We start from the raw sequence: 23318 nt of genomic DNA on the forward strand, positions 1-23318 counted from the left end.
CCAGGTAGAAGGGAATCTCCGAGATGCCGCCGCAGGCTGTAACCCTTGAACCCTTGGTTCAAGGTGAATGTGTCGTCACAGTTTTAAGGCTTCTCGGACGGGCCGAGCATGCTCACCAACCGTGGAGCGCCACATTCTTGTGGTATGAAATATCGGCTCAGGGGACTGGCCCGCTTGCAAACATCTCAGAGAAATTTTGTCTTCACGGTCACTCTACCACAGTAAACCGAAAAGTGTTATTCAAAGTTTTGGCCCGTTTTTTCGGTTATGCGACCCTGATCAAGCAACGCTTGTTCGATGGTCTGTTGCAGCATCCGAATACGTTGTTCCATGCTCGCCGCGTACTCACGCGTCTTCGCTTTTTCCTGAGTTAATTCATAGCTGATGTTCAACGCGGCGATGAAAACCAACTGCTCAGTATTTGTGACTCTAGTGCGAACTTTCAGATCTTGCAATCGCTGATTGAGATCGTCCGCAGCCTGATTCAACGCATCCCTTTGTTCAGGCGGGCAATTCACTCGCAGTGAACGGCCAAATATTTGGATATCGACGGGTTGTGCAGACATGCCACCTTCCTGCTGATTGACTGCGCTGCCTTCGTCTCCAGACCTTGGGTCCGCGAAGGGGCGACACTATAGCTACCCTGGTATCAAGATACAAGCCCTTTTCTGGTCCACCAGGGTCCAAAGTGGTAGCATATCATGAATATTCCTCCCTTTGATGACGAATGCTTATGTCTATACAGAACGAAATGCCTGGCTACAGCGAAGTTAGCCAGTTTTTGAACCAACAAGGGGCTGGATTAACCCCGGCCGAAATGCACGGCTTAATCAGCGGGATAATTTGTGGCGGTAACAACGACAGCTCATGGCAGCCGCTGTTGCACGACCTGACGAACGAAGGTCTGGCCTTTGGTCACGAGCTGGCTCAGGCGCTGCTGAAAATGCACTCTGCTACCAGCGATGCCCTTGAGGACGACGGCTTCCTTTTTCAGCTTTTTCTGCCTGAAGGTGATGACGTCAGCGTATTCGATCGCGCCGATGCGCTGGCTGGCTGGGTAAACCACTTCCTGCTGGGCCTCGGCGTCACGCAGCCTAAGCTCGACAAAGTGACCGGCGAAACCGGTGAAGCGATTGACGACCTGCGCAATATCGCCCAGTTGGGCTATGACGAAGACGAAGATCAGGAAGAGCTGGAAATGTCGCTCGAAGAGATCATCGAATACGTGCGTGTAGCCGCCTTGCTGTGCCATGACACGTTTACGCGTCAGCAGCCGACTGCGCCGGAAGTCCGTAAACCGACTCTGCACTAAATACAACAACGCCAAGGAGAGTGTTATGAGTGAGATATCTCAGCAAGAATTCCAGCGTCGTCGTCAGGCTTTGCTGGCACAAATGCAGCCCGGCAGCGCCGCGCTGATTTTTGCCGCGCCGGAAGCGACGCGCAGCGCGGACAGTGAATACCCGTACCGCCAGAACAGTGATTTCTGGTATTTCACCGGCTTTAACGAGCCTGAAGCCGTGCTGGTGCTGATTAAAAGTGATGATACTCATAACCACAGCGTTTTGTTCAACCGGGTTCGCGATCTGACGGCGGAGATCTGGTTTGGCCGCCGTCTGGGCCAGGATGCCGCGCCGGCAAAACTCGGCGTTGACCGGGCGCTGGCCTTCAGTGAAATCAACCAACAGCTGCACTTGCTGCTCAATGGCCTGGACGCGGTGTATCACGCACAGGGCGAGTACGCTTGGGCTGACGAAATTGTCTGCACGGCGCTGGATAAACTACGCAAAGGTTCCAGACAAAATCTGCACGCGCCTGGCGCGATCATCGACTGGCGTCCGATGGTGCATGAAATGCGCCTGTTCAAATCACCAGAAGAGATTGCGATCATGCGCCGTGCCGGAGAGATCACCGCCCTGGCGCATACCCGCGCGATGGAAAAATGCCGTCCGGGGATGTTTGAATACCAACTGGAAGGGGAGATTCACCACGAATTTACCCGCCACGGCGCGCGTTATCCGTCCTATAACACCATTGTCGGAAGCGGTGAAAACGGCTGTATCCTGCATTACACCGAAAATGAAAGTGAAATGCGCGATGGCGACCTGGTGCTGATTGACGCTGGCTGTGAATACAAAGGCTATGCGGGCGACATTACGCGTACTTTTCCGGTTAATGGCAAATTTACCCCCGCGCAGCGCGAAATCTACGATATCGTGCTGGAATCCTTAGAGACCAGCCTACGTCTGTATCGCCCCGGAACTTCCATTCAGGACGTCACCGGTGAAGTTGTGCGCATCATGATTACCGGTCTGGTGAAGCTTGGCGTATTGCGCGGTGACGTCGACCAGTTAATTACCGAGAATGCGCACCGGCCATACTTTATGCATGGCCTTAGCCACTGGCTGGGGCTGGATGTGCACGATGTTGGCGTTTATGGTCAGGATCGTTCGCGTATCCTTGAGCCAGGAATGGTGCTGACCGTCGAGCCAGGGTTATATATCGCGCCGGATGCCGATGTACCGGCTGCTTATCGGGGCATTGGCATTCGTATAGAAGATGACATCCTTATCACCGAAGACGGTAATGAAAATCTGACCGCCAGCGTGGTGAAGAAAGCGGATGATATTGAAGCCTTAATGGCTGCGGCGCGACTGCAATGAGCGTAATTATCGTTGGTGGTGGCATGGTCGGCGCGACGCTGGCGCTGGCCATTTCCCAGCTCAGTCATGGGACGCTGCCAGTTCATCTGATAGAAGCGAGCGAACCTGAAACTGACCGTCATCCTGGGTTTGACGCCCGGGCGATTGCGCTGGCGGCAGGAACCTGTCAGCAGCTGGCGCGAATTGGCGTGTGGCAGGCGATTGCCGATTGCGCAACGGCAATTAAAACGGTCCACGTCAGCGATCGCGGCCATGCCGGATTTGTTACGCTGGATGCGCAGGAATATCGTCTCCCGGCGCTGGGTCAGGTGGTGGAACTCCACGATGTTGGGCTGCGTCTGTTTGCGCTACTGCGTAAAGCGCCGGGCGTCACGCTGCATTGTCCCGATCGCGTAGCCAGCGTGTCGCGTACGCAGGGTCATGTTGAGGTCACACTGGAAAATGGCGAGTCCATTACCGGTCGCGTGGTGGTCGCCGCTGACGGTACACGTTCCGCGCTGGCTACCGCCTGCGGTGTGGACTGGCTGCAGCAGCCTTATGAACAACTGGCGGTAATCGCCAATGTTTCGACCTCCGTTCCCCACGATGGGCGCGCGTTTGAACGTTTTACGCAGCATGGCCCGCTGGCAATGCTCCCGATGTCTGATGGTCGCTGCTCGCTGGTGTGGTGCCATCCGCTGGATCAGCGCGATGAGATCATGGCCTGGTCCGACGAACGGTTTTGCCGTGAATTGCAAACCGCGTTTGGCTGGCGGCTGGGACGTATTACCCAGACCGGTAAACGCAGCGCTTATCCGCTGTCATTAACCACTGCGCTGAAGGCGATTACCCATCGTACCGTGCTGGTGGGGAACGCCGCTCAGACGCTACATCCCATTGCCGGACAAGGTTTCAACCTTGGTCTGCGCGACGTAATGAGCCTTGCTGAGACGTTAACTCAGGCGCAAAACTGCGCGGAAGATATTGGTGATTACGCAGTGCTGGCACGCTATCAGCAACGTCGTGAGCGCGATCGCGAAACGACAATTGGCGTAACCAACAATCTGGTGTATCTGTTTGCCAACCGCTGGGCCCCGCTGGTTGTTGGGCGAAATGCCGGGCTGATGGCGATGGAGTTATTCACACCCGCGCGCGATGCGCTGGCGGAGCGGACCCTGGGTTGGGTTGCGCGATAAATATGGCCTGTAAGCCGGATGGCGGCGTAAATGCCTTATCCGGCCTACGGTTTTGATTGTTCCGGTTTCCAGGAGTAAACAGTGCAAAGTGTTGATGTAGCAATTGTCGGTGGCGGCATGGTGGGACTGGCGGTTGCCTGCGGCTTGCAGGGCAGCGGGTTACGCGTTGCGGTGTTAGAACAACATGTTCCGCAGTCGTTGGCGGTGGATGCACCTCCTCAGCTTCGCGTGTCGGCAATCAATGCCGCCAGTGAAAAACTGCTTACTCGTTTGGGCGTCTGGTCAGATATCGCTGCCCGTCGCGCGTGCTGCTATCACGGTATGGAAGTCTGGGACAAAGACAGCTTCGGGCGCATTGAATTTGACGACCAGAGCATGGGCTACAGCCATTTGGGCCACATCGTCGAAAACGCAGAGATCCATTACGCGTTATGGCAAAAGGCGCAGCGTTCGCCGGATATTACGCTGCTGGCGCCCGCTGAAATACAGCAGGTAGCCTGGGGTGAGAACGAGGCATTTCTGACTCTGAAAGAGGGCACAATGCTGACGGCTCGCCTGGTGATCGGCGCGGATGGCGCTAACTCCTGGCTGCGTAATAAAGCAGACATTCCGCTCACCTTCTGGGATTACCGTCATCATGCGCTGGTGGCGACGATCCGTACGCAGGAAGCTCACGGCGCGGTTGCGCGCCAGGCGTTTCACGGCGAGGGTATCCTGGCATTCCTGCCGCTCAGTGACCCGCATCTGTGCTCTATCGTCTGGTCACTTTCTCCGCAGGAAGCCGAACGCATGCAGCAGGCAAGCGTTGATGAGTTTAATCAGGCGCTGAATATCGCTTTTGATAACCGTCTGGGCCTGTGCAACGTTGAAAGCGAACGGCAGACGTTTCCGCTAACGGGACGCTATGCTCGTCAGTTCGCCGCCCATCGTCTGGCGCTGGTGGGGGATGCGGCGCATACCATCCATCCGTTGGCGGGCCAGGGGGTTAACCTCGGCTTTATGGATGCGGCAGAGCTTATCGATGAGCTTAAGCGGCTACAACGTCAGGGCAAAGATATTGGCCAGTATCTCTATTTGCGTCGTTATGAGCGCAGCCGTAAGCACAGCGCAGCAATGATGCTGGCCGGTATGCAGGGCTTCCGTGAACTGTTTGCCGGCGAGAATCCGGCGAAAAAACTGCTGCGTGATATTGGTCTGAAACTGGCCGATACCCTTCCGGGTGTAAAACCGCAGCTCATCCGTCAGGCGATGGGGCTGAACGATCTTCCCGAGTGGCTACGCTAGCGTCCGTAAGGACAATCTTAAGAGTTTGAGACCCGTCACATTTTCCTCTCCCGGCCCTCGCGCCGGGATGCTTCTCTCATTTGAAATAATCTAATTCCACACCTTTTTTCGCATTAGTTTTTTTAATATCACGTTTTTTTCATAACGCCATTTTTGACATTTTTTCCATATTTAATGTGGTTTGATGCTGATTTTTTCTTCTCTATGCTGTTTGTTGTTCTGATTTTTTTGCGTACTTGTGGATTTTTATTCTGTCGTCGATCTGGCCATTTTTTGCCATAAGCTAATGTGATGGCTAATTTTGCCTTATGGTTTAGCGTCTGTTTCGGTGGTAAGTTCAGGACAAAGAGAACGTTTGCGTCGTAGCCCCTGGAGCGGCTGCGGTGCTGGGTTTCGTGGCGAAAATTTCACCGCGAAAGAGTTGGTAGCCCCGCTTATTCAACGAGGAAAAGATGGCTCAACAGACTCCTTTGTACGAACAACACACGCTATGTGGCGCGCGCATGGTAGATTTCCATGGCTGGATGATGCCACTGCATTACGGTTCTCAGCTCGATGAACACCATGCTGTTCGCACCGATGCCGGTATGTTTGATGTGTCGCATATGACCATCGTCGACCTGCGCGGCAGCCGCACCCGGGAGTTCTTGCGTTATCTGCTGGCAAACGACGTTGCGAAGCTAACGAAGACGGGTAAAGCCCTCTACTCCGGTATGCTTAACGCATCGGGCGGTGTGATAGATGACCTGATTGTCTATTACTTCACTGAAGATTTCTTCCGCCTCGTTGTAAACTCCGCCACCCGCGAAAAAGACCTCTCCTGGATTACCCAACATGCTGAACCCTACGCCATCGACATCACCGTTCGTGACGACCTGTCGCTGATTGCGGTGCAGGGGCCAAACGCGCAGGAAAAAGCAGCCACGTTGTTTACTGACGAACAGCGCCATGCGGTAGAAGGTATGAAGCCGTTCTTTGGCGTTCAGGCGGGTGATTTGTTTATCGCAACCACCGGTTATACCGGCGAAGCAGGCTATGAAATCGCCATGCCGAATGAAAAAGCGGCTGATTTCTGGCGTGCGCTGGTACAAGCAGGCGTCAAACCTTGCGGTCTGGGCGCGCGTGACACGCTGCGTCTGGAAGCGGGTATGAACCTGTATGGTCAGGAGATGGACGAAGGGATTTCTCCGCTGGAAGCCAACATGGGTTGGACCATTGCGTGGGAACCTGCCGACCGCGACTTTATTGGTCGTGAAGCACTGGAAATGCAGCGCGACAAAGGCCATGAACAGCTGGTCGGACTGGTGATGACCGAGAAGGGCGTGCTGCGTAATGAACTGCCAGTCCGTTTCACTGACGCTTCCGGTAACCAACATGAAGGCATTATCACCAGCGGAACATTCTCCCCAACCCTGGGCTACAGCATCGCGCTGGCGCGTGTCCCTGCGGGTATCGGTGAGACAGCGATCGTGCAGATCCGTAACCGCGAAATGCCAGTAAAAGTCACTAAACCTGTTTTTGTGCGTAACGGCAAAGCCGTCGCGTGATTCATCCTTTTTGGAGATTGATTGATGAGCAACGTACCTGCAGAACTGAAATACAGCAAAGAACACGAATGGCTGCGCAAAGAAGCTGACGGCTCTTACACCGTTGGTATCACCGAACATGCTCAGGAGCTGTTGGGTGACATGGTTTTCGTAGACCTGCCAGAAGTTGGCGCCACCGTCAGCGCGGGCGATGACTGCGCCGTTGCGGAATCCGTAAAAGCGGCTTCTGATATTTATGCGCCGGTAAGCGGTGAGATTGTCGCGGTTAACGACGCGCTCAGCGACTCCCCGGAACTGGTTAACAGCGAACCGTATGCCGGCGGTTGGATCTTCAAAATCAAAGCCAGCGATGAAAGCGAAATCGAATCGCTGCTGGATGCCACTGCGTACGAAGCATTGTTAGAAGACGAATAATGTTGTGCCGGATGGCGCTAATGCTTATCCGGCCTACTCACTGCAACGCGAATTATTTTGCGTATTCGTTTTCGCACGCGTAGGCCCGGTAAGCGTCAGCGCCACCGGGCAATTGAGTTAGAGACAATCACGATTCACTGCACGTTTCAGGAACCATCGCCCATGACACAGACGTTAAGCCAGCTTGAAAACAGCGGCGCTTTCATTGAACGCCACATCGGACCGGACGCCGCGCAGCAGCAAGAGATGCTGAATGCGGTTGGCGCCGAGTCGTTAAACGCGCTGATCGGCCAGATTGTGCCGAAAGACATTCAGCTCGCAACCCCGCCGCAGGTAGGCGAGGCGGCGACAGAATACGCTGCGCTGGCCGAATTAAAAGCCATCGCCGGGCGTAACAAGCGCTTCACGTCCTACATCGGCATGGGCTATACCGCCGTGCAGTTGCCACCGGTTATCCTGCGTAACATGCTGGAAAATCCGGGTTGGTACACCGCGTATACGCCGTATCAGCCGGAAGTCTCTCAGGGCCGTCTGGAAGCGCTGCTTAACTTCCAACAGGTCACGCTGGACCTGACGGGACTGGACATGGCCTCCGCCTCTCTGCTGGATGAAGCCACCGCAGCGGCCGAAGCCATGGCGATGGCCAAACGCGTCAGCAAACTGAAAAACGCCAACCGTTTCTTTGTGGCGGCTGATGTTCATCCGCAAACGCTGGATGTGGTTCGCACTCGTGCAGAAACCTTTGGTTTTGACGTCATTGTGGATGACGCTGAGAAAGCACTGGATCACCTGGATGTGTTCGGCGTGCTGTTGCAGCAGGTTGGTACCACTGGTGAAGTGCACGATTACAGCAAACTGATTGCTGAGCTGAAATCCCGTAAAGTTGTGGTCAGTGTCGCTGCCGATTTTATGGCGCTGGTTCTGCTGACCGCACCGGGCAAACAGGGCGCGGATATCGTTTTCGGCTCTGCGCAACGCTTCGGCGTACCGATGGGCTACGGTGGCCCACACGCGGCATTCTTTGCCGCCAAAGACGAATTCAAACGCTCCATGCCAGGCCGTATTATCGGCGTATCAAAAGATGCGGCGGGCAATACCGCACTGCGCATGGCGATGCAGACTCGCGAGCAGCATATCCGTCGTGAGAAAGCGAACTCCAACATTTGTACCTCACAGGTACTGCTGGCTAACATCGCCAGCCTGTATGCCGTTTATCATGGTCCGGTCGGTCTGAAGCGCATCGCTAATCGTATCCACCGCCTGACCGATATTCTGGCGGCTGGTCTGCAACAGAAAGGCTTAAAGCTGCGTCATGCGCACTACTTCGACACGCTGTGTGTTGAAGTGGCCGATAAAGCTGCGGTACTGGCGCGTGCGGAAGCGGCAGAGATCAACCTGCGCAGCGATATTCATAACGCGGTAGGTATTACGCTCGACGAAACCACCACCCGTGAAAACGTGGTGCAGTTGTTCAATGTTCTGCTGGGCGACAGCCACGGCCTGAGCATCGACACACTGGATAAAGACGTGGCGCTCGACAGCCGTTCCATTCAGAGCAGCATGCTGCGTGACGACGCGATCCTCAGCCACCCGGTGTTTAACCGCTACCACAGCGAAACCGAGATGATGCGCTATATGCACTCGCTGGAGCGTAAAGATCTGGCGCTGAATCAGGCGATGATCCCGCTGGGTTCCTGCACCATGAAGCTGAACGCCGCCGCCGAGATGATTCCTATCACCTGGCCGGAATTCGCTGAACTGCATCCGTTCTGCCCGCCAGAGCAGGCGGAAGGGTATCACCAGATGATCGGTCAGCTTTCCGAGTGGCTGGTAAAACTGACCGGCTATGACGCAGTCTGCATGCAGCCGAACTCCGGCGCACAAGGCGAATACGCTGGCCTGCTGGCGATTCGTCATTATCACGAAAGCCGTAACGAAGGCCATCGCGATATCTGCCTGATCCCGGCGTCCGCCCACGGTACTAACCCGGCTTCCGCACAAATGGCGGGGATGCAGGTGGTGGTAGTCGCCTGTGATAAGAACGGCAACATCGACCTCGACGATTTGCGGGCAAAAGCAGAACAACATGCTGCGAACCTTTCTTGCATCATGGTGACCTATCCGTCCACCCACGGCGTATATGAAGAAACGATCCGCGAAGTGTGTGAAGTTGTGCACCAGTTCGGCGGCCAGGTGTACCTCGACGGCGCGAACATGAACGCCCAGGTTGGAATCACCACGCCGGGCTTTATCGGCGCGGACGTTTCGCACCTCAACCTGCATAAAACCTTCTGCATTCCGCACGGCGGCGGCGGCCCGGGCATGGGACCGATCGGCGTTAAATCGCATCTGGCACCGTTTGTGCCTGGCCACAGCGTGGTACAGATTGAAGGGATGCTTACCCGTCAGGGCGCGGTGTCTGCCGCACCGTTCGGTAGCGCATCCATTCTGCCAATCAGCTGGATGTACATCCGTATGATGGGCGCAGAAGGTCTGAAGCAGGCAAGCCAGGTCGCTATTCTTAACGCTAACTACATTGCCAGCCGTCTGAAAGATGCCTATCCGGTGCTGTATACCGGTCGCGATGGCCGTGTAGCGCATGAATGTATTCTCGACATTCGCCCACTGAAAGAAGAGACCGGCATCAGCGAACTGGATATTGCCAAACGTCTGATCGACTATGGTTTCCATGCGCCAACCATGTCGTTCCCGGTAGCGGGTACGCTGATGGTGGAACCGACCGAATCTGAAAGCAAAGTGGAACTGGATCGCTTTATTAACGCGATGCTGGCAATCCGCGCTGAGATCGAGCGCGTGAAAGCCGGTGAGTGGTCGCTGGAAGATAACCCGTTGGTAAACTCGCCGCACACCCAGAATGAGCTGGTGAGCGAGTGGAACCACGGTTATAGCCGCGAAATCGCAGTCTTCCCGGCAGGCGTGGCGAACAAATACTGGCCTACCGTGAAGCGTCTTGATGACGTTTACGGCGACCGTAACCTGTTCTGCTCCTGCGTGCCGATGAGCGAATATCAGTAACTTTTCCGCGTAGTTAAACAATTTCCAGGCCGGGTAAGGCGAAGCCGCCTCCCGGCTTTTTCATATCTGGAGGTCTCTATGGGAATCGCACTTGTTACTGGCGGCAGTCGCGGTATTGGGCGAGCAACCGCGCTGCAACTGGCACTGGAGGGTTACACGGTCGCCGTTAATTTTCATCACAATATTCGTGCGGCAACCGAGGTGGTGAACAACATCGTCGCGGCAGGTGGTAAGGCATTTGCGCTGCGTGCGGATATCAGTGATGAAAGTCAGGTGCTGGCGATGTTTGAATCGATCGACCGTGAAGGGGAACCGCTGACTGCGCTGGTGAATAATGCCGGGATTTTATTTGAACAGACCACGGTGGAAAACTTAACTGCAGAGCGAATTAACCGCGTACTGGCGACCAATGTTACCGGCTATTTTCTGTGCTGTCGGGAAGCGGTAAAGCGCATGTCGTTTAAGCGCGGCGGTCAGGGTGGGGCGATTGTGAATGTCTCTTCGGCGGCATCACGGCTCGGTGCACCATTCGAATATGTTGATTATGCCGCTTCAAAAGGTGCGGTGGACACGCTCACCACCGGCCTGGCACTGGAGGTGGCGGCGCAGGGGATCCGCGTAAACTGCGTACGTCCAGGTCTGATCTACACTGAAATGCATGCGTCGGGTGGAGAGCCGGGAAGGGTTGATCGCGTGAAATCCATGTTGCCTATGCAGCGTGGTGGGCAGCCGGAAGAAGTCGCGCAGGCGATTTGCTGGCTACTGAGCGAGAAGGCATCTTACGTCACGGGCAGTTTTCTGGAGCTGGCCGGCGGGAAGTAGGGATTTAATGGCCGGATAGCGCTGCGCTTATCCAGCCTACGGGATCATACCTGTAGGCTGGATAAGGCGTTTACGCCGCCATCCGGCGAAAAATCACAGATTCTCGCCGTTGCTGGCGATCACCGCTTTATACCACTCAAAACTCTTCTTGCGTGAACGCGACATATCCCCAGTGCCGTCATCGTGCTTATTCACGTAGATGAAGCCGTAGCGCTTGCTGTACTGACCGGTGGTGAACGAAACGCAGTCAATGCAGCCCCACGGCGTGTAGCCCATCAGATCTACGCCATCATAGGTGACCGCCTTCATCATCTCTTCGATGTGGGCGCGCAGATAATCGATGCGGTAGTCATCATTGATGCTGCCATCTGTTTCCACTTTATCGTAGGCGCCAAACCCGTTTTCAACGATAAACAGCGGCTTCTGATAGCGCTCGTACAGCTCACATAAAGCATAGCGCAGGCCAACCGGGTCAATCTGCCAGCCCCAGTCGGACGCTTTGACGTGCGGGTTCGGCACGCTACCCTCAAAACCGGAAATGGCATCACCGCTACCGCCTTCCGCTTTCACCGCGTTGGTCATGTAGTAGCTAAATCCGAGATAGTCGCAGGTGCCTTCACGCAGGATTTGCTCGTCGCCGTCTTCCATCCTGATGTTAAATTCGCGACGTTCCCACTCGTTCAACACATAGCTTGGGTAGTAGCCGCGCAGTTGGACGTCAGTAAAGACGTAGCGTTCACGCATTGACTCCTGGGCGAACATGACATCTTCGGGCTTACAGGAGAATGGATAGAGCGGCACCATAGCCAGCATGCAGCCCACTTTCATTTCCGGGTTGATGCGGCGTGCGGCTTTCACTGCGAGCGCGCTGGCCACGAACTGGTGATGCAGCACCTGGTACATGGTCTCTTCCGGGTTTTCATGCTCGGTATACACCACACCGGAGCAGCAATAGCCAAACAACGGTGCGCGCCAGTTACGTTGGTTATTGATCTCGTTGAAGGTCATCCAGTATTTGACTTTGTGTTTGTAACGCTCAAAGACGACTTCAGCAAATCGAACAAAGAAATCAACAACTTTGCGATTGGTCCAACTCCCATACTGTTGAACCAAATGTAGCGGCATTTCGAAGTGGGAAAGGGTGATGACCGGTGCGATGTTGTATTTCAGTAATTCATCGAACATGTCGTCATAGAACTTCAGACCTTCTTCGTTCGGCTGGGTTTCGTCCCCATTGGGGAAGATACGGGTCCATGCGATGGAGGTACGGAAACATTTGAAGCCCATTTCGGCAAACAGCTTAATGTCTTCTTTGTAATGACCGTAAAAATCGACGGCTTCGTGGTTGGGGTAGTATTTACCGGGCACGACTTCCTGAGTGATTTCTCGTGGAACGCCGTGTGCCCCACCGGTCAGTACGTCGCAAATGCTGGGGCCTTTGCCACCTTTGTTCCAGCCACCTTCGACCTGGTGCGCCGCAACCGCGCCGCCCCATAAAAAATCTTTTGCTAAGGTAAGTTTTTTCATCTGCGCTCAGTCTCAAATTAATACAATCTGATTTTGAGTCTAACAAAGGAAACCTAAATGTCACGATATAACAAAATAGCATTAATGTGATTTGTTACATCAAAAAAACAGATTGTTTTTTTACGCTATTCTTTTCGCCAGTTTGCGGCCAAGCGATTCCAGAATATAAATAACGGGGATTTGCGTGGTTATATCGTATACCCCGGCAATGCGTGTTTGTGGAACGTGCCAGGAGAGATTAAAGTCGGCGAGTTTCGCCAGACGTGACTGTTCATGGCTGGTTACAGACAACACTTTACAGTGGTGCAAGCTGAACTGGCTGGCAAAACGCAGGATCTCCTCTGTTTCGCCGGAGACGGAAAGCACGATTGCCAGCGCGTTTCTGGCCATATCATTGGTTACCGGAAAATAAGGGTCGTCAATATGATTACTGAATTTTCCGAAGTTGGAGAAAAAACGCGCGCCGTATTTCGCAAGCGCTCCTGACGTTCCTGCGCCAACAAATATAATACGTTCGGAAGATAATATAATATCAACAGCCTGATCGAGCAGTTTATCGAATTCGTCGTTATTGACGCTTTTAAAAAAGCTGATAATTTCGCTGGCGCCGAAATTAGCCTGTTGCGGTTCATTCTGCTCTAAATATAATTTGAAGCGTACGCGAAATTCTGAGTAACCTTCACACTTAAGCTTGCGGCAAAAGCGCAGTACGGTGGTAGTGGAAACGCCCACGGCATCGGCCAGTTCGCGAATGGTCATGTACATGACTTTGTCACGATTTTTGATGACATAGTTGTAGACCAGCATCTCAAGATTGTTGAGACTGGCGATGGCAGCGTGGGAGAACATACTCACAATAGCAAAACTCACTCATCAGACTTCATCTACAGGGAATAATAACATGCAGCCAAATGACATCACTTTTTTTCAGCGTTTCCAGGATGACATACTGGCCGGACGCAAAACCATCACCATTCGTGACGAGTCCGAATCACACTTCAAAACCGGTGACATTCTACGGGTTGGGCGCTTTGAAGATGAGGGATACTTCTGCACGATTGAAGTTGTTGGCACCTCAACCGTCATGCTGGATACGCTGACTGAAAAACATGCTCAGCAGGAAAACATGTCGCTTGAAGAACTGAAACGTGTGATTGCCGAAATTTACCCGGATCAAACGCAATTTTATGTGATTGATTTTAAATGTGTTTGATTTAATGCGTACACTTGTTAGCTGAAAGATTAAAATTAATTATATGATTTTTATGAACTATTTATTTTAAGATAAATATTACGGCTAACAGGTGTTCACTGGAACCATTCTCAGTTACGCTAGAGGGGCAATAACGAAAGTGTTCGTTTCTCGGGAGTAAGCTATGGTTCAGAAACCATTAATCGCGCAGGGATATTCGCTGGCAGAGGAAATAGCCAACAGCATCAGTCACGGTATCGGGCTGGTGTTTGGGATTGTCGGGCTGGTGTTGTTACTGGTTCAGGCAGTGGATACCAACGCCAGCGCTATGGCGATTACCAGTTATAGCCTGTACGGCGGCAGCATGATCCTGCTGTTTCTCGCCTCAACTTTGTATCACGCGATCCCCCATCAGCGAGCGAAAGTCTGGCTGAAAAAATTCGACCACTGCGCGATTTATCTGCTGATTGCCGGGACCTATACGCCATTTCTGCTGGTGGGGCTTGATTCGCCGCTGGCACGTGGACTGATGATTGTTATCTGGAGCCTGGCGCTGCTCGGTATTTTATTCAAACTGACCATTGCGCACCGCTTTAAGGTTCTGTCGCTGGTGACTTACCTGACAATGGGCTGGCTATCGCTGATTGTGGTGTATCAATTGGCGGTTAAACTGGCGGCGGGAGGCGTGACCTTGCTGGCCGTTGGTGGTGTGGTGTATTCGCTGGGCGTTATTTTCTATGTCTGTAAGCGCATTCCATATAACCACGCGATCTGGCACGGCTTTGTACTGGGCGGCAGCGTTTGCCACTTCCTGGCGATTTATTTGTATGTTGGACAGGCGTAACCCTTGATTTCGGATGGCGGCTAACGCCTTATCCGGCCTACAAAATGTGCCTGTAGGCCGGATAAGCGTAGCGCCATCCGGCGTTAAGCTTTTACTCTTCCAGCGAATACGGCAGCGGCACAATATGCAGCGTTTTTGCGTCATCGCGAACGCGGAACACGCTGTCGGCTTCCATGTCGTTATTCATCACGACCTGCACCAGTATCTGGCCATCAGCGAGCTGTACTGCGGCGAGTACGGTACCAGTACGACGCCAGTTCTCACCCATTTTCAGTTCCAGATCTTCGCCAGCTTCCGGCACCCGGCTGGCCGTACCTGCCAGAGTCCACATGGCGCGTTTGTTGGCGCCGCGGAATTTGGCGCGCGCCACCATTTCCTGGCCGGTATAGCAGCCTTTTTTGAAGCTGATCCCGCCCAGAGCCTGCATATTGGTCGCCTGGGGAATAAACTGTCCGCTGTTGGCAGTATCAATGACCGGAATACCCGCTTCGATATCCAGCGCCAGCCACTGTTGACTGTTATTTAACTCCGCTTCGCCGCGCAGTTTCTCAACCAGGCTTTCCGCCGTTGCAACATCAACAATCAGCAGGAAACGCTCGGCAGGGTGTTCGAACCACAGTATTGTGGAAGCATCTTCGGTAATAACCTGTTTTTCGCTGTTCGGTAATTCGCTAAAGAGATTGGCCAGCGCCGCTCGTGCCTGGAATCCCGCTACGCCCAACAGAACACGCTCGTCGTCCGGCGCAATCACTACCTTCGAGAAGACCGCATATTTTTTCAGTTCTGTAAGCTGCGCATCGCGCAAGCTGCGGCGTTCAAGCCATGCAAAACCGTCACTGTTACGGAACAGGCGCAGATTGCTCCACATTTTACCTTTGGCATCACAATGGGCTGCCAGCACGTGCTGATGCTCGGTCATCTGGCTGACATCAGCCGTGACCTGACCCTGAATATACTTCTCACTGTCGACACCGGTAATGGTGGCGAGCGCCCAGTCATCGAGCGTCATTAGCGTCAGAGGTAAACGCGTTGACGCAAAAGGCTGGCGAGGAGGAAAAGATGTAAAAGCCATAATAATGTCCTGATTTGCTTAACGCAGTGATAATGACTAATGGTAAAAGAGCTATGGCCCATTGCAAGCGGTTTAAACAGGCTATTTGTGCCATATAGTAAGCTTTGCGAGGAGACATCCAAAAATGATGAATCCTTTGACTTAATGCGGTTTTATTTAGCGAATGTGCTTCCATTAGCTGATAATCCCGCAAAAGCGCGTGAAAAACACGTTACAATAGCCGGATACTTCGTTTTCGCGAGACAGGAAGAAGAACATGGATATTAATAATAAAGCACGTATTCATTGGGCATGCCGCCGCGGTATGCGCGAGCTGGACATCTCTATCATGCCGTTTTTCGAACATGAATATGACAGCTTAAGTGACGAAGAAAAACGTATCTTTATCCGTCTGCTAGAATGTGACGATCCAGATTTATTTAACTGGTTGATGAATCATGGGAAACCAGCTGATGCTCAGTTGGAGCAGATGGTGCGACTTATCCAGACACGGAATCGGGAACGTGGTCCAGTGGCAATCTGATTTACGCGTTTCATGGCGCGCGCAGTGGCTTTCGTTGCTCGTTCATGGGCTGGTCGCGGTATTTATTTTATTGATGCCCTGGCCTTTGAGCTACACCCCATTATGGATGGTTCTGCTCTCTCTGGTGGTGTTCGACAGCGTACGCAGCCAACGTAGAATTAACGCCTGTCAGGGCGAGATTAGGCTGTTGATGGACGGCCGTCTGCGCTGGCAAGGGCAGGAGTGGACTATCGTTAGCGCGCCCTGGATGGTCAAAACAGGCATGATGCTGCGTTTGCGTTCAGATACCGGGAAACGTCAGCATTTGTGGCTGGCGGCAGACAGTATGGATGAGGCTGAGTGGCGAGATTTACGGCGGTTAATGCTGCAACAGGCGAAGCAGGGGTAATGCCAACAAATATCTGATGGCGTGCCGCTTTAGGGCCTTAGGTTTGATGCGTGAGGTAAACCGGATAAGGCGTTCACGGCGTCATCCGGCAACACGCTTATCAGGACCAGTGTTCGGCCATTTCCCCAAGAATTTGCTCGCACCAGTTCTGGATGCGTTCATCGCTGAGATCGTACTGGTTCGTTTCATCCAGTGCCAAACCAACAAACAGCTGTCCATCAGCAATGACGGGTTTATCGCTGGTAAATTCATAGCCTTCGGTTGGCCAGTAACCGACAAACTTGACGCCTTTGGTGACCAGTTTATCGTGCAGCATCCCCAGCGCATCCAGGAACCATTCGCCATATCCTAGCTGATCGCCCATCCCGTAAAGCGCGACAATTTTGCCTTCCAGGTTGAGGTCGTCCAGTTGCTCCCAGACCGCTTCCCAATCCTCCTGAATTTCACCAAAATCCCAGGTCGGGATGCCCAAAATGAGCACATCATACTGCTCCATTAAGGTCGGGGAATCATCTTTGAGGTTGTGCAGTGTCACCAGTTCGGGACCCAGGATATCGCGGATTTTTTCTGCTGCCATTTCGGTGTAGCAGGTACTGGAACCGTAAAAAAGACCCATGTTCATGACGTAAACATCTCAATTCTGCTGTAGCGTTGCGGGTAGTGTAACAGAATCGCCGCAATCCCGGCACAATGAGGCATAATGCATCAAAAATGAGAGTGGAATAAGGGGCGCGAGTGGAACAGGATCTGGCGCGCATCGAGCAGTTTCTTGATGCCCTGTGGCTGGAACGAAATCTGGCGGAAAACACGTTAAGTGCGTATCGTCGCGATCTGACCATGCTTGTCGAATGGTTACATCACCGTGGCGTCTCGCTGGCGACGGCGCAGAGCGATGATCTGCAGGCATTACTGGCCGAGCGGATGGATGGGGGATATAAAGCCACCAGTTCCGCTCGCTTGCTCAGTGCTACGCGGCGCTTTTTTCAGCATCTTTACCGCGAAAAATTTCGCGAAGACGATCCCAGCGCCTCGCTTGCATCACCGAAGCTTCCGCAGCGCCTGCCCAAAGATCTCAGTGAGGCACAGGTGGAGCGACTGTTGCAGGCGCCGCTGATTGAGCAACCGTTGGAGCTACGCGACAAAGCCATGCTGGAAGTATTGTATGCAACGGGCCTGCGCGTATCTGAGCTGGTGGGACTGACAATGAGTGACGTCAGCCTGCGTCAGGGTGTGGTTCGGGTGATCGGTAAAGGCAACAAAGAACGCCTGGTGCCGTTGGGTGAAGAGGCGGTTTACTGGCTGGAAACGTATCTGGAACATGGGCGTCCATGGTTGCTCAACGGTGAATCAATTGATGTGCTGTTTCCCAGCCAGCGGGCGCAACAGATGACCCGTCAGACCTTCTGGCATCGTATTAAACACTATGCTGTGTTGGCGGGAATCGACAGCGAGAAGCTGTCACCGCACGTCCTGCGGCATGCTTTTGCCACGCATTTGCTCAATCATGGCGCTGACCTGCGCGTGGTGCAGATGCTACTGGGGCATAGCGACCTCTCGACAACACAAATTTATACTCATGTCGCAACGGAGCGCTTGCGTCAACTACATCAACAGCATCACCCGCGAGCGTGAGTGCTGACAGGAAAGGATAGGTTATGAAAAAACGTTTTATGATGTTCACCCTGCTGGCAACGGCGTTTTCCGGCATGGTACATGCAGACGATGCGGCGATTCGCCAGTCATTGGCAAAGCTGGGGGTACAGAGCACCGAGATTCAGTCTGCTCCGGTGGCGGGTATGAAAACCGTACTGACCAATAGCGGCGTGCTGTACGTGACTGAAGACGGTAAACATATTATTCAGGGACCGATGTATGACGTGAGCGGCGCAAGCCCGGTGAATGTTACTAACCAGTTGCTGATGAAGCATTTGAACGCGCTGGAAAAAGAGATGATCGTCTACAAAGCGCCGCAGGAAAAACACGTCATTACCGTTTTCACCGACATCACCTGTGGTTACTGCCACAAGCTGCATGAAGAGATGAAAGACTATAATGCGTTGGGGATCACCGTTCGTTATCTGGCCTTCCCGCGTCAGGGTCTGGAAAGCCAGGCCGAGCAGGACATGAAGTCGATCTGGTGCGCGAAGGATAAAAACAAAGCCTTTGATGACGCGATGGCAGGCAAGGACGTGAAACCAGCAACCTGCGATGTGGATATCGCGAACCACTACGCGCTGGGCGTGCAGTTTGGCGTTAGCGGCACGCCGGCGATTGTGCTGAGCAACGGCTATGTCGTGCCTGGCTATCAGGGCCCGAAAGAGATGAAAGAATTCCTCGACGCACATGCAAAACAAACCAGCGGTAAATAATTCGCGTGAAACAAAAGATACAACTTCGTCGGCGTGAAGCCGACGAGACAACCGAGCTACCTGATGACCTGCCGCCATTGCTGCGTCGTTTATACGCCAGCCGCGGCGTGCGCAGCGCCCAGGAACTTGAACGTAGCGTAAAAGGAATGCTGCCGTGGCAGCATTTGAATGGCGTCGAAAAAGCAGTTGAGATCCTCTATAACGCCTTTCGCGCGGGAACCCGCATTATTGTGGTCGGCGATTTCGACGCCGATGGCGCGACCAGTACGGCGCTCAGTATTCTGGCGATGCGTGCGTTGGGTTGCGGTAACGTTGACTACCTGGTGCCTAATCGTTTTGAAGACGGCTATGGCTTAAGCCCGGAAGTGGTGGAGCAGGCGCATGCGCGTGGCGCTCAGCTGATTGTCACCGTAGACAATGGCATCTCGTCTCACGCCGGTGTGGAACATGCCAGAGCGCTGGGGATCCCGGTGGTGGTGACCGATCACCATCTGCCAGGGGATACGCTGCCTAATGCAGAGGCGATCATCAACCCCAATCTGCACGACTGTGAATTCCCGTCTAAATCATTGGCAGGGGTTGGCGTGGCCTTCTATCTGATGCTGGCGCTGCGCACCTTCCTGCGTGACAAAGGCTGGTTTGATGAACGAGGCATTGCGCCGCCGAACCTGGCGGACTTGCTCGATCTGGTCGCGCTCGGCACGGTGGCCGACGTGGTCCCGCTGGATGCTAATAACCGCATTCTGACGTGGCAAGGATTAAGCCGTATTCGTGCCGGAAAGTGCCGTCCCGGCATTAAGGCGCTGCTGGAAATTTCCAACCGCGACCCACTTAAGCTGGCTGCCAGCGATTTAGGTTTTGCGCTGGGGCCACGGCTGAATGCCGCTGGCCGTCTGGATGATATGTCCGTCGGCGTGGCGCTGTTGCTGTGCGACAACATTGGCGAGGCACGCATGCTGGCCAATGAACTGGACGCGCTCAATCAGACACGCAAAGAAATTGAGCAGGGCATGCAGGCGGAAGCGCTGATCCTGTGTGAAAAGCTGGAGCGCAGTAGCGAGACGCTACCGGGCGGCCTTGCGATGTACCATCCTGAGTGGCATCAGGGAGTAGTCGGCATTCTGGCATCGCGCATTAAAGAGCGTTTTCATCGTCCGGTGATTGCGTTTGCTCCTGCCGGCGACGGTACGCTCAAAGGCTCCGGGCGTTCGATTCAGGGGCTGCACATGCGTGATGCGCTGGAGCGCCTGGACACCCTTCATCCTGGCATGATCCTCAAGTTTGGCGGTCACGCCATGGCGGCGGGCTTGTCGCTGGAAGAGGCGCAGTTTGAGCGTTTCCAGCAGCGTTTCGGCGAACTGGTAACCGAGTGGCTGGATCCCGCCTTGCTGCAGGGCGAAGTGGTGTCAGATGGCCCGCTAAGCGCCGCGGAGATGACCATGGAGGTCGCGCAAATGCTGCGTGATGCCGGGCCGTGGGGGCAAATGTTCCCGGAACCGCTGTTTGATGGACATTTCCGTCTGCTTCAGCAGCGTTTGGTGGGTGAGCGTCATCTGAAGGTGATGGTGGAGCCGGTTGGCGGCGGACCTCTGCTGGACGGAATTGCGTTCAACGTTGATACCAGTTGCTGGCCGGACAACGGCGTGCGCGATGTTCAGTTGGCCTACAAACTGGATATTAATGAGTTTCGCGGCAACCGTAGTTTGCAGCTAATAATCGATAATATCTGGCCACTTTAGCGTCACTAATCGCTATAAAAAAGGGCGTGGATTAGTTACAATCCCGCTCTTATAACCGCATTTTGACTAGTCCAATAAAAGAAATCAGACAATGTTTGAAATTAATCCGGTAAATAACCGCATTCAGGACCTCACGGAGCGCTCTGACGTTCTTAGGGGGTATCTTTGACTATGATGCCAAGAAAGAGCGTCTGGAAGAAGTAAACGCCGAGCTGGAACAGCCGGACGTATGGAACGAACCCGAACGCGCGCAGGCGCTGGGTAAAGAGCGTTCCTCCCTTGAGGCCATCGTAGATACACTCGACCAAATGAGCCAGGGCCTGGAAGATGTCTCCGGCCTGTTGGAGTTGGCTGTAGAAGCCGACGACGAAGAAACCTTTAACGAAGCCGTAGCAGAACTCGATACCCTGGAAGATAAGCTGGCGCAGCTGGAATTCCGTCGTATGTTCTCCGGCGAATATGACAGCGCAGATTGCTATCTCGATATTCAGGCTGGCTCCGGCGGTACGGAAGCGCAGGACTGGGCGAGCATGCTGATGCGTATGTATCTGCGTTGGGCCGAAGCTCGCGGCTTTAAGACTGAAATTATTGAAGAATCTGAAGGCGAAGTGGCGGGTATTAAATCCGTGACCATCAGAATTGCTGGCGAATATGCGTACGGTTGGCTGCGGACTGAAACCGGCGTACACCGTCTGGTACGTAAGAGCCCGTTCGACTCCGGTGGTCGCCGCCATACGTCGTTCAGCTCGGCGTTTGTCTATCCGGAAGTTGACGATGATATCGATATCGACATCAACCCGGCGGATCTGCGCATTGACGTTTATCGCGCCTCTGGCGCGGGCGGTCAGCACGTTAACCGTACAGAATCGGCGGTGCGTATCACCCACATCCCGACCGGGATTGTGACGCAGTGTCAGAACGACCGTTCCCAGCACAAGAACAAAGACCAGGCCATGAAGCAGATGAAAGCGAAGCTTTATGAACTGGAAATGCAGAAGAAGAATGCCGAGAAACAGGCGATGGAAGACAATAAGTCAGATATCGGCTGGGGTAGCCAGATTCGTTCTTATGTCCTTGATGACTCCCGCATTAAAGATCTGCGTACCGGGGTTGAAACCCGTAACACGCAGGCGGTGCTGGATGGCAGCCTGGATCAATTTATCGAAGCAAGTTTGAAAGCAGGGTTATGAGGAACCAACATGTCTGAACAACACGTACAGGGCGCTGACGCGGTAGCCGACCTTAACAATGAACTGAAAACGCGCCGTGAGAAGCTGGCGAGCCTGCGTGAGCAGGGGATCCCGTTCCCGAACGATTTCCGTCGCGATCACACCTCAGACCAACTGCATGCTGACTTCGACGCGAAAGAAAACGAAGAGCTGGAAGCGCTGAACATTGAGGTATCCGTTGCTGGTCGTATGATGACCCGCCGTATTATGGGTAAAGCCTCATTCGTTACGCTGCAAGATGTTGGCGGCCGTATTCAGCTGTACGTTGCTCGTGACGATCTGCCGGAAGGCGTTTACAACGAGCAGTTCAAAAAATGGGATCTGGGCGATATCCTCGGCGCGAAAGGTAAGTTGTTCAAGACCAAGACCGGTGAGCTGTCTATTCATTGCACCGAGCTGCGTCTGCTGACGAAAGCGCTGCGCCCGCTGCCGGATAAATTCCACGGGCTGCAGGACCAGGAAGCGCGTTATCGTCAGCGCTATCTGGATCTCATCTCTAACGATGAATCCCGCAATACCTTTAAAGTGCGTTCACAGATTATGGCTGGCATCCGCCAGTTCATGGTGGGTCGCGGCTTTATGGAAGTAGAAACCCCGATGATGCAGGTGATCCCTGGCGGCGCGGCGGCGCGTCCGTTCATCACCCATCATAACGCGCTGGATCTGGATATGTACCTGCGTATCGCGCCGGAACTGTACCTCAAGCGTCTGGTGGTTGGCGGCTTCGAACGCGTATTCGAAATTAACCGTAACTTCCGTAACGAAGGCATCTCTGTTCGTCATAACCCAGAGTTCACCATGATGGAACTCTACATGGCGTATGCGGACTACAAAGATCTGATCGAACTGACCGAATCACTGTTCCGCACGCTGGCGCAGAACGTTCTGGGAACCACCGAAGTGCCTTACGGCGAAGAAGTCTTCGACTTCGGTAAGCCGTTCGAAAAACTGACCATGCGCGAAGCGATTCAGAAATACCGTCCGGAAACCAACATGGCCGATCTGGATAACTTCGACTCTGCTAAAGCGATCGCTGAATCTATCGGCATCAAAGTTGAGAAAAGCTGGGGTCTGGGCCGTATCGTGACCGAGATCTTCGAAGAAGTCGCGGAAGCGCACCTGATTCAACCGACCTTCATTACCGAGTACCCGGCAGAAGTTTCTCCGCTGGCGCGTCGTAATGACGTAAACCCGGAAATCACCGATCGCTTTGAATTCTTCATCGGCGGACGTGAGATCGGTAACGGTTTCAGCGAACTGAACGATGCAGAAGATCAGGCGCAGCGTTTCCAGGATCAGGTTAACGCCAAAGATGCGGGTGATGACGAGGCGATGTTCTACGACGAAGACTACGTTACCGCTCTGGAACACGGTCTGCCGCCGACTGCGGGTCTGGGTATTGGTATCGACCGTATGGTTATGCTGTTCACCAACAGCCATACCATCCGCGACGTGATCCTGTTCCCGGCGATGCGCCCGGTTAAGTAAGATGTG

At 53.8% G+C, this 23318-nt stretch carries 22 protein-coding genes and 1 other RNA gene; 17 read left to right on the forward strand and 6 right to left on the reverse strand.

The features are described from left to right. Window positions 1-11: 11 nt before the first annotated feature. Together ssrS and zapA are read right to left on the reverse strand one after the other, a co-directional pair. Window positions 12-195, reverse strand: a non-coding RNA gene (ssrS, locus tag OOJ59_RS11185) — 6S RNA. A 41-nt stretch (window positions 196-236) separates the two neighbouring features. Next, window positions 237-566 (reverse strand): cell division protein ZapA, encoded by a 330-nt coding sequence (gene zapA, locus OOJ59_RS11190; RefSeq protein WP_003026980.1) that lies wholly within the window; start codon window positions 564-566, stop codon window positions 237-239. Window positions 567-733: 167 nt separating this feature from the next. Here zapA and OOJ59_RS11195 point away from each other — a divergent pair, with 167 nt between their 5' ends. From OOJ59_RS11195 to OOJ59_RS11230, 8 genes are all read left to right on the forward strand, one after another. After that, window positions 734-1312: a YecA/YgfB family protein gene (locus OOJ59_RS11195; protein ID WP_087856780.1), complete on the forward strand. Its 579-nt coding sequence runs from the start codon at window positions 734-736 to the stop codon at window positions 1310-1312. Window positions 1313-1337: 25 nt separating this feature from the next. After that, complete coding sequence (gene pepP / locus OOJ59_RS11200; RefSeq protein ID WP_160955394.1) at window positions 1338-2663, forward strand: Xaa-Pro aminopeptidase; 1326 nt, start codon at window positions 1338-1340, stop codon at window positions 2661-2663. After that, window positions 2660-3838, forward strand: a complete 1179-nt coding sequence (gene ubiH / locus OOJ59_RS11205; RefSeq protein ID WP_137351601.1) for a 2-octaprenyl-6-methoxyphenyl hydroxylase — start codon at window positions 2660-2662, stop codon at window positions 3836-3838. The genes pepP and ubiH overlap by 4 nt, the downstream gene beginning before the upstream one ends. Window positions 3839-3919: 81 nt before the next feature. Continuing rightward, on the forward strand, window positions 3920-5122 hold the full coding sequence (gene ubiI / locus OOJ59_RS11210; RefSeq protein WP_087856778.1) for an FAD-dependent 2-octaprenylphenol hydroxylase: 1203 nt from the start codon (window positions 3920-3922) through the stop codon (window positions 5120-5122). A gap of 452 nt (window positions 5123-5574) precedes the next feature. Then, window positions 5575-6669, forward strand: a complete 1095-nt coding sequence (gcvT, locus tag OOJ59_RS11215) for a glycine cleavage system aminomethyltransferase GcvT (RefSeq protein ID WP_038633507.1) — start codon at window positions 5575-5577, stop codon at window positions 6667-6669. A 24-nt stretch (window positions 6670-6693) separates the two neighbouring features. After that, window positions 6694-7083, forward strand: coding sequence for a glycine cleavage system protein GcvH (gene gcvH, locus OOJ59_RS11220; RefSeq protein WP_006686886.1), 390 nt, complete (start codon window positions 6694-6696; stop codon window positions 7081-7083). Window positions 7084-7245: 162 nt separating this feature from the next. Beyond that, entirely contained in the window at window positions 7246-10119 is a 2874-nt protein-coding gene (gene gcvP / locus OOJ59_RS11225) for an aminomethyl-transferring glycine dehydrogenase (protein ID WP_159121464.1), read from the forward strand. Between the two features lie 78 nt (window positions 10120-10197). Then, on the forward strand, window positions 10198-10941 hold the full coding sequence (locus tag OOJ59_RS11230; protein WP_137347456.1) for an SDR family oxidoreductase: 744 nt from the start codon (window positions 10198-10200) through the stop codon (window positions 10939-10941). Window positions 10942-11034: 93 nt separating this feature from the next. On the opposite strand, the gene bglA is transcribed toward OOJ59_RS11230, so the two are convergent. Together bglA and OOJ59_RS11240 are read right to left on the reverse strand one after the other, a co-directional pair. Then, window positions 11035-12468, reverse strand: a complete 1434-nt coding sequence (bglA, locus tag OOJ59_RS11235; RefSeq protein ID WP_160955395.1) for a 6-phospho-beta-glucosidase BglA — start codon at window positions 12466-12468, stop codon at window positions 11035-11037. Window positions 12469-12588: 120 nt separating this feature from the next. Continuing rightward, the gene (locus OOJ59_RS11240) at window positions 12589-13317 is read right to left on the reverse strand and encodes a MurR/RpiR family transcriptional regulator (RefSeq protein WP_160955415.1); all 729 of its coding nucleotides are present in this window, start codon (window positions 13315-13317) and stop codon (window positions 12589-12591) included. A gap of 52 nt (window positions 13318-13369) precedes the next feature. Here OOJ59_RS11240 and yqfB point away from each other — a divergent pair, with 52 nt between their 5' ends. Further along, window positions 13370-13681, forward strand: coding sequence for a N(4)-acetylcytidine aminohydrolase (gene yqfB / locus OOJ59_RS11245; RefSeq protein ID WP_160955396.1), 312 nt, complete (start codon window positions 13370-13372; stop codon window positions 13679-13681). A 163-nt stretch (window positions 13682-13844) separates the two neighbouring features. Next, on the forward strand, window positions 13845-14504 hold the full coding sequence (trhA, locus tag OOJ59_RS11250; RefSeq protein WP_038633489.1) for a PAQR family membrane homeostasis protein TrhA: 660 nt from the start codon (window positions 13845-13847) through the stop codon (window positions 14502-14504). Between the two features lie 91 nt (window positions 14505-14595). On the opposite strand, the gene ygfZ is transcribed toward trhA, so the two are convergent. Then, window positions 14596-15576 carry a tRNA-modifying protein YgfZ gene (gene ygfZ, locus OOJ59_RS11255; protein WP_085048764.1) on the reverse strand — a complete coding sequence of 327 codons (981 nt, stop codon included), beginning with the start codon at window positions 15574-15576 and terminating at the stop codon, window positions 14596-14598. Between the two features lie 256 nt (window positions 15577-15832). Here ygfZ and sdhE point away from each other — a divergent pair, with 256 nt between their 5' ends. Next, window positions 15833-16099, forward strand: a complete 267-nt coding sequence (gene sdhE, locus OOJ59_RS11260; RefSeq protein WP_016154349.1) for an FAD assembly factor SdhE — start codon at window positions 15833-15835, stop codon at window positions 16097-16099. Further along, window positions 16080-16487: a protein YgfX gene (locus OOJ59_RS11265; RefSeq protein WP_038633481.1), complete on the forward strand. Its 408-nt coding sequence runs from the start codon at window positions 16080-16082 to the stop codon at window positions 16485-16487. Before sdhE ends, OOJ59_RS11265 begins: the two co-directional genes overlap by 20 nt. A 100-nt stretch (window positions 16488-16587) precedes the next feature. Here the strand turns inward: OOJ59_RS11265 and fldB are convergent, their stop codons facing one another. Beyond that, window positions 16588-17109 carry a flavodoxin FldB gene (fldB, locus tag OOJ59_RS11270; RefSeq protein WP_038633478.1) on the reverse strand — a complete coding sequence of 174 codons (522 nt, stop codon included), beginning with the start codon at window positions 17107-17109 and terminating at the stop codon, window positions 16588-16590. A 113-nt stretch (window positions 17110-17222) separates the two neighbouring features. On the opposite strand from fldB, the gene xerD reads away from it, so the two are divergent. From xerD to lysS, 5 genes are all read left to right on the forward strand, one after another. Continuing rightward, a complete protein-coding gene (gene xerD, locus OOJ59_RS11275; RefSeq protein ID WP_160955397.1) occupies window positions 17223-18119 on the forward strand; it encodes a site-specific tyrosine recombinase XerD in 897 nt (298 codons plus the stop codon). A gap of 23 nt (window positions 18120-18142) precedes the next feature. Then, window positions 18143-18856 carry a bifunctional protein-disulfide isomerase/oxidoreductase DsbC gene (gene dsbC, locus OOJ59_RS11280; protein ID WP_061382414.1) on the forward strand — a complete coding sequence of 238 codons (714 nt, stop codon included), beginning with the start codon at window positions 18143-18145 and terminating at the stop codon, window positions 18854-18856. Between the two features lie 5 nt (window positions 18857-18861). Then, a complete protein-coding gene (gene recJ, locus OOJ59_RS11285; protein WP_038633470.1) occupies window positions 18862-20595 on the forward strand; it encodes a single-stranded-DNA-specific exonuclease RecJ in 1734 nt (577 codons plus the stop codon). A gap of 91 nt (window positions 20596-20686) precedes the next feature. After that, a protein-coding gene (gene prfB, locus OOJ59_RS11290) for a peptide chain release factor 2 (protein ID WP_100194817.1) occupies window positions 20687-21785 on the forward strand; the annotation gives its coding sequence in 2 pieces (ribosomal slippage) (window positions 20687-20761 and window positions 20763-21785; 1098 coding nt in all). A 9-nt stretch (window positions 21786-21794) separates the two neighbouring features. After that, window positions 21795-23312, forward strand: coding sequence for a lysine--tRNA ligase (gene lysS / locus OOJ59_RS11295; protein WP_006686909.1), 1518 nt, complete (start codon window positions 21795-21797; stop codon window positions 23310-23312). The last annotated feature ends 6 nt before the right edge of the window (window positions 23313-23318 follow it).

The organism is Citrobacter sp. W9 (assembly GCF_026719375.1).
In the GTDB taxonomy this organism is placed as follows: domain Bacteria; phylum Pseudomonadota; class Gammaproteobacteria; order Enterobacterales; family Enterobacteriaceae; genus Citrobacter; species Citrobacter werkmanii.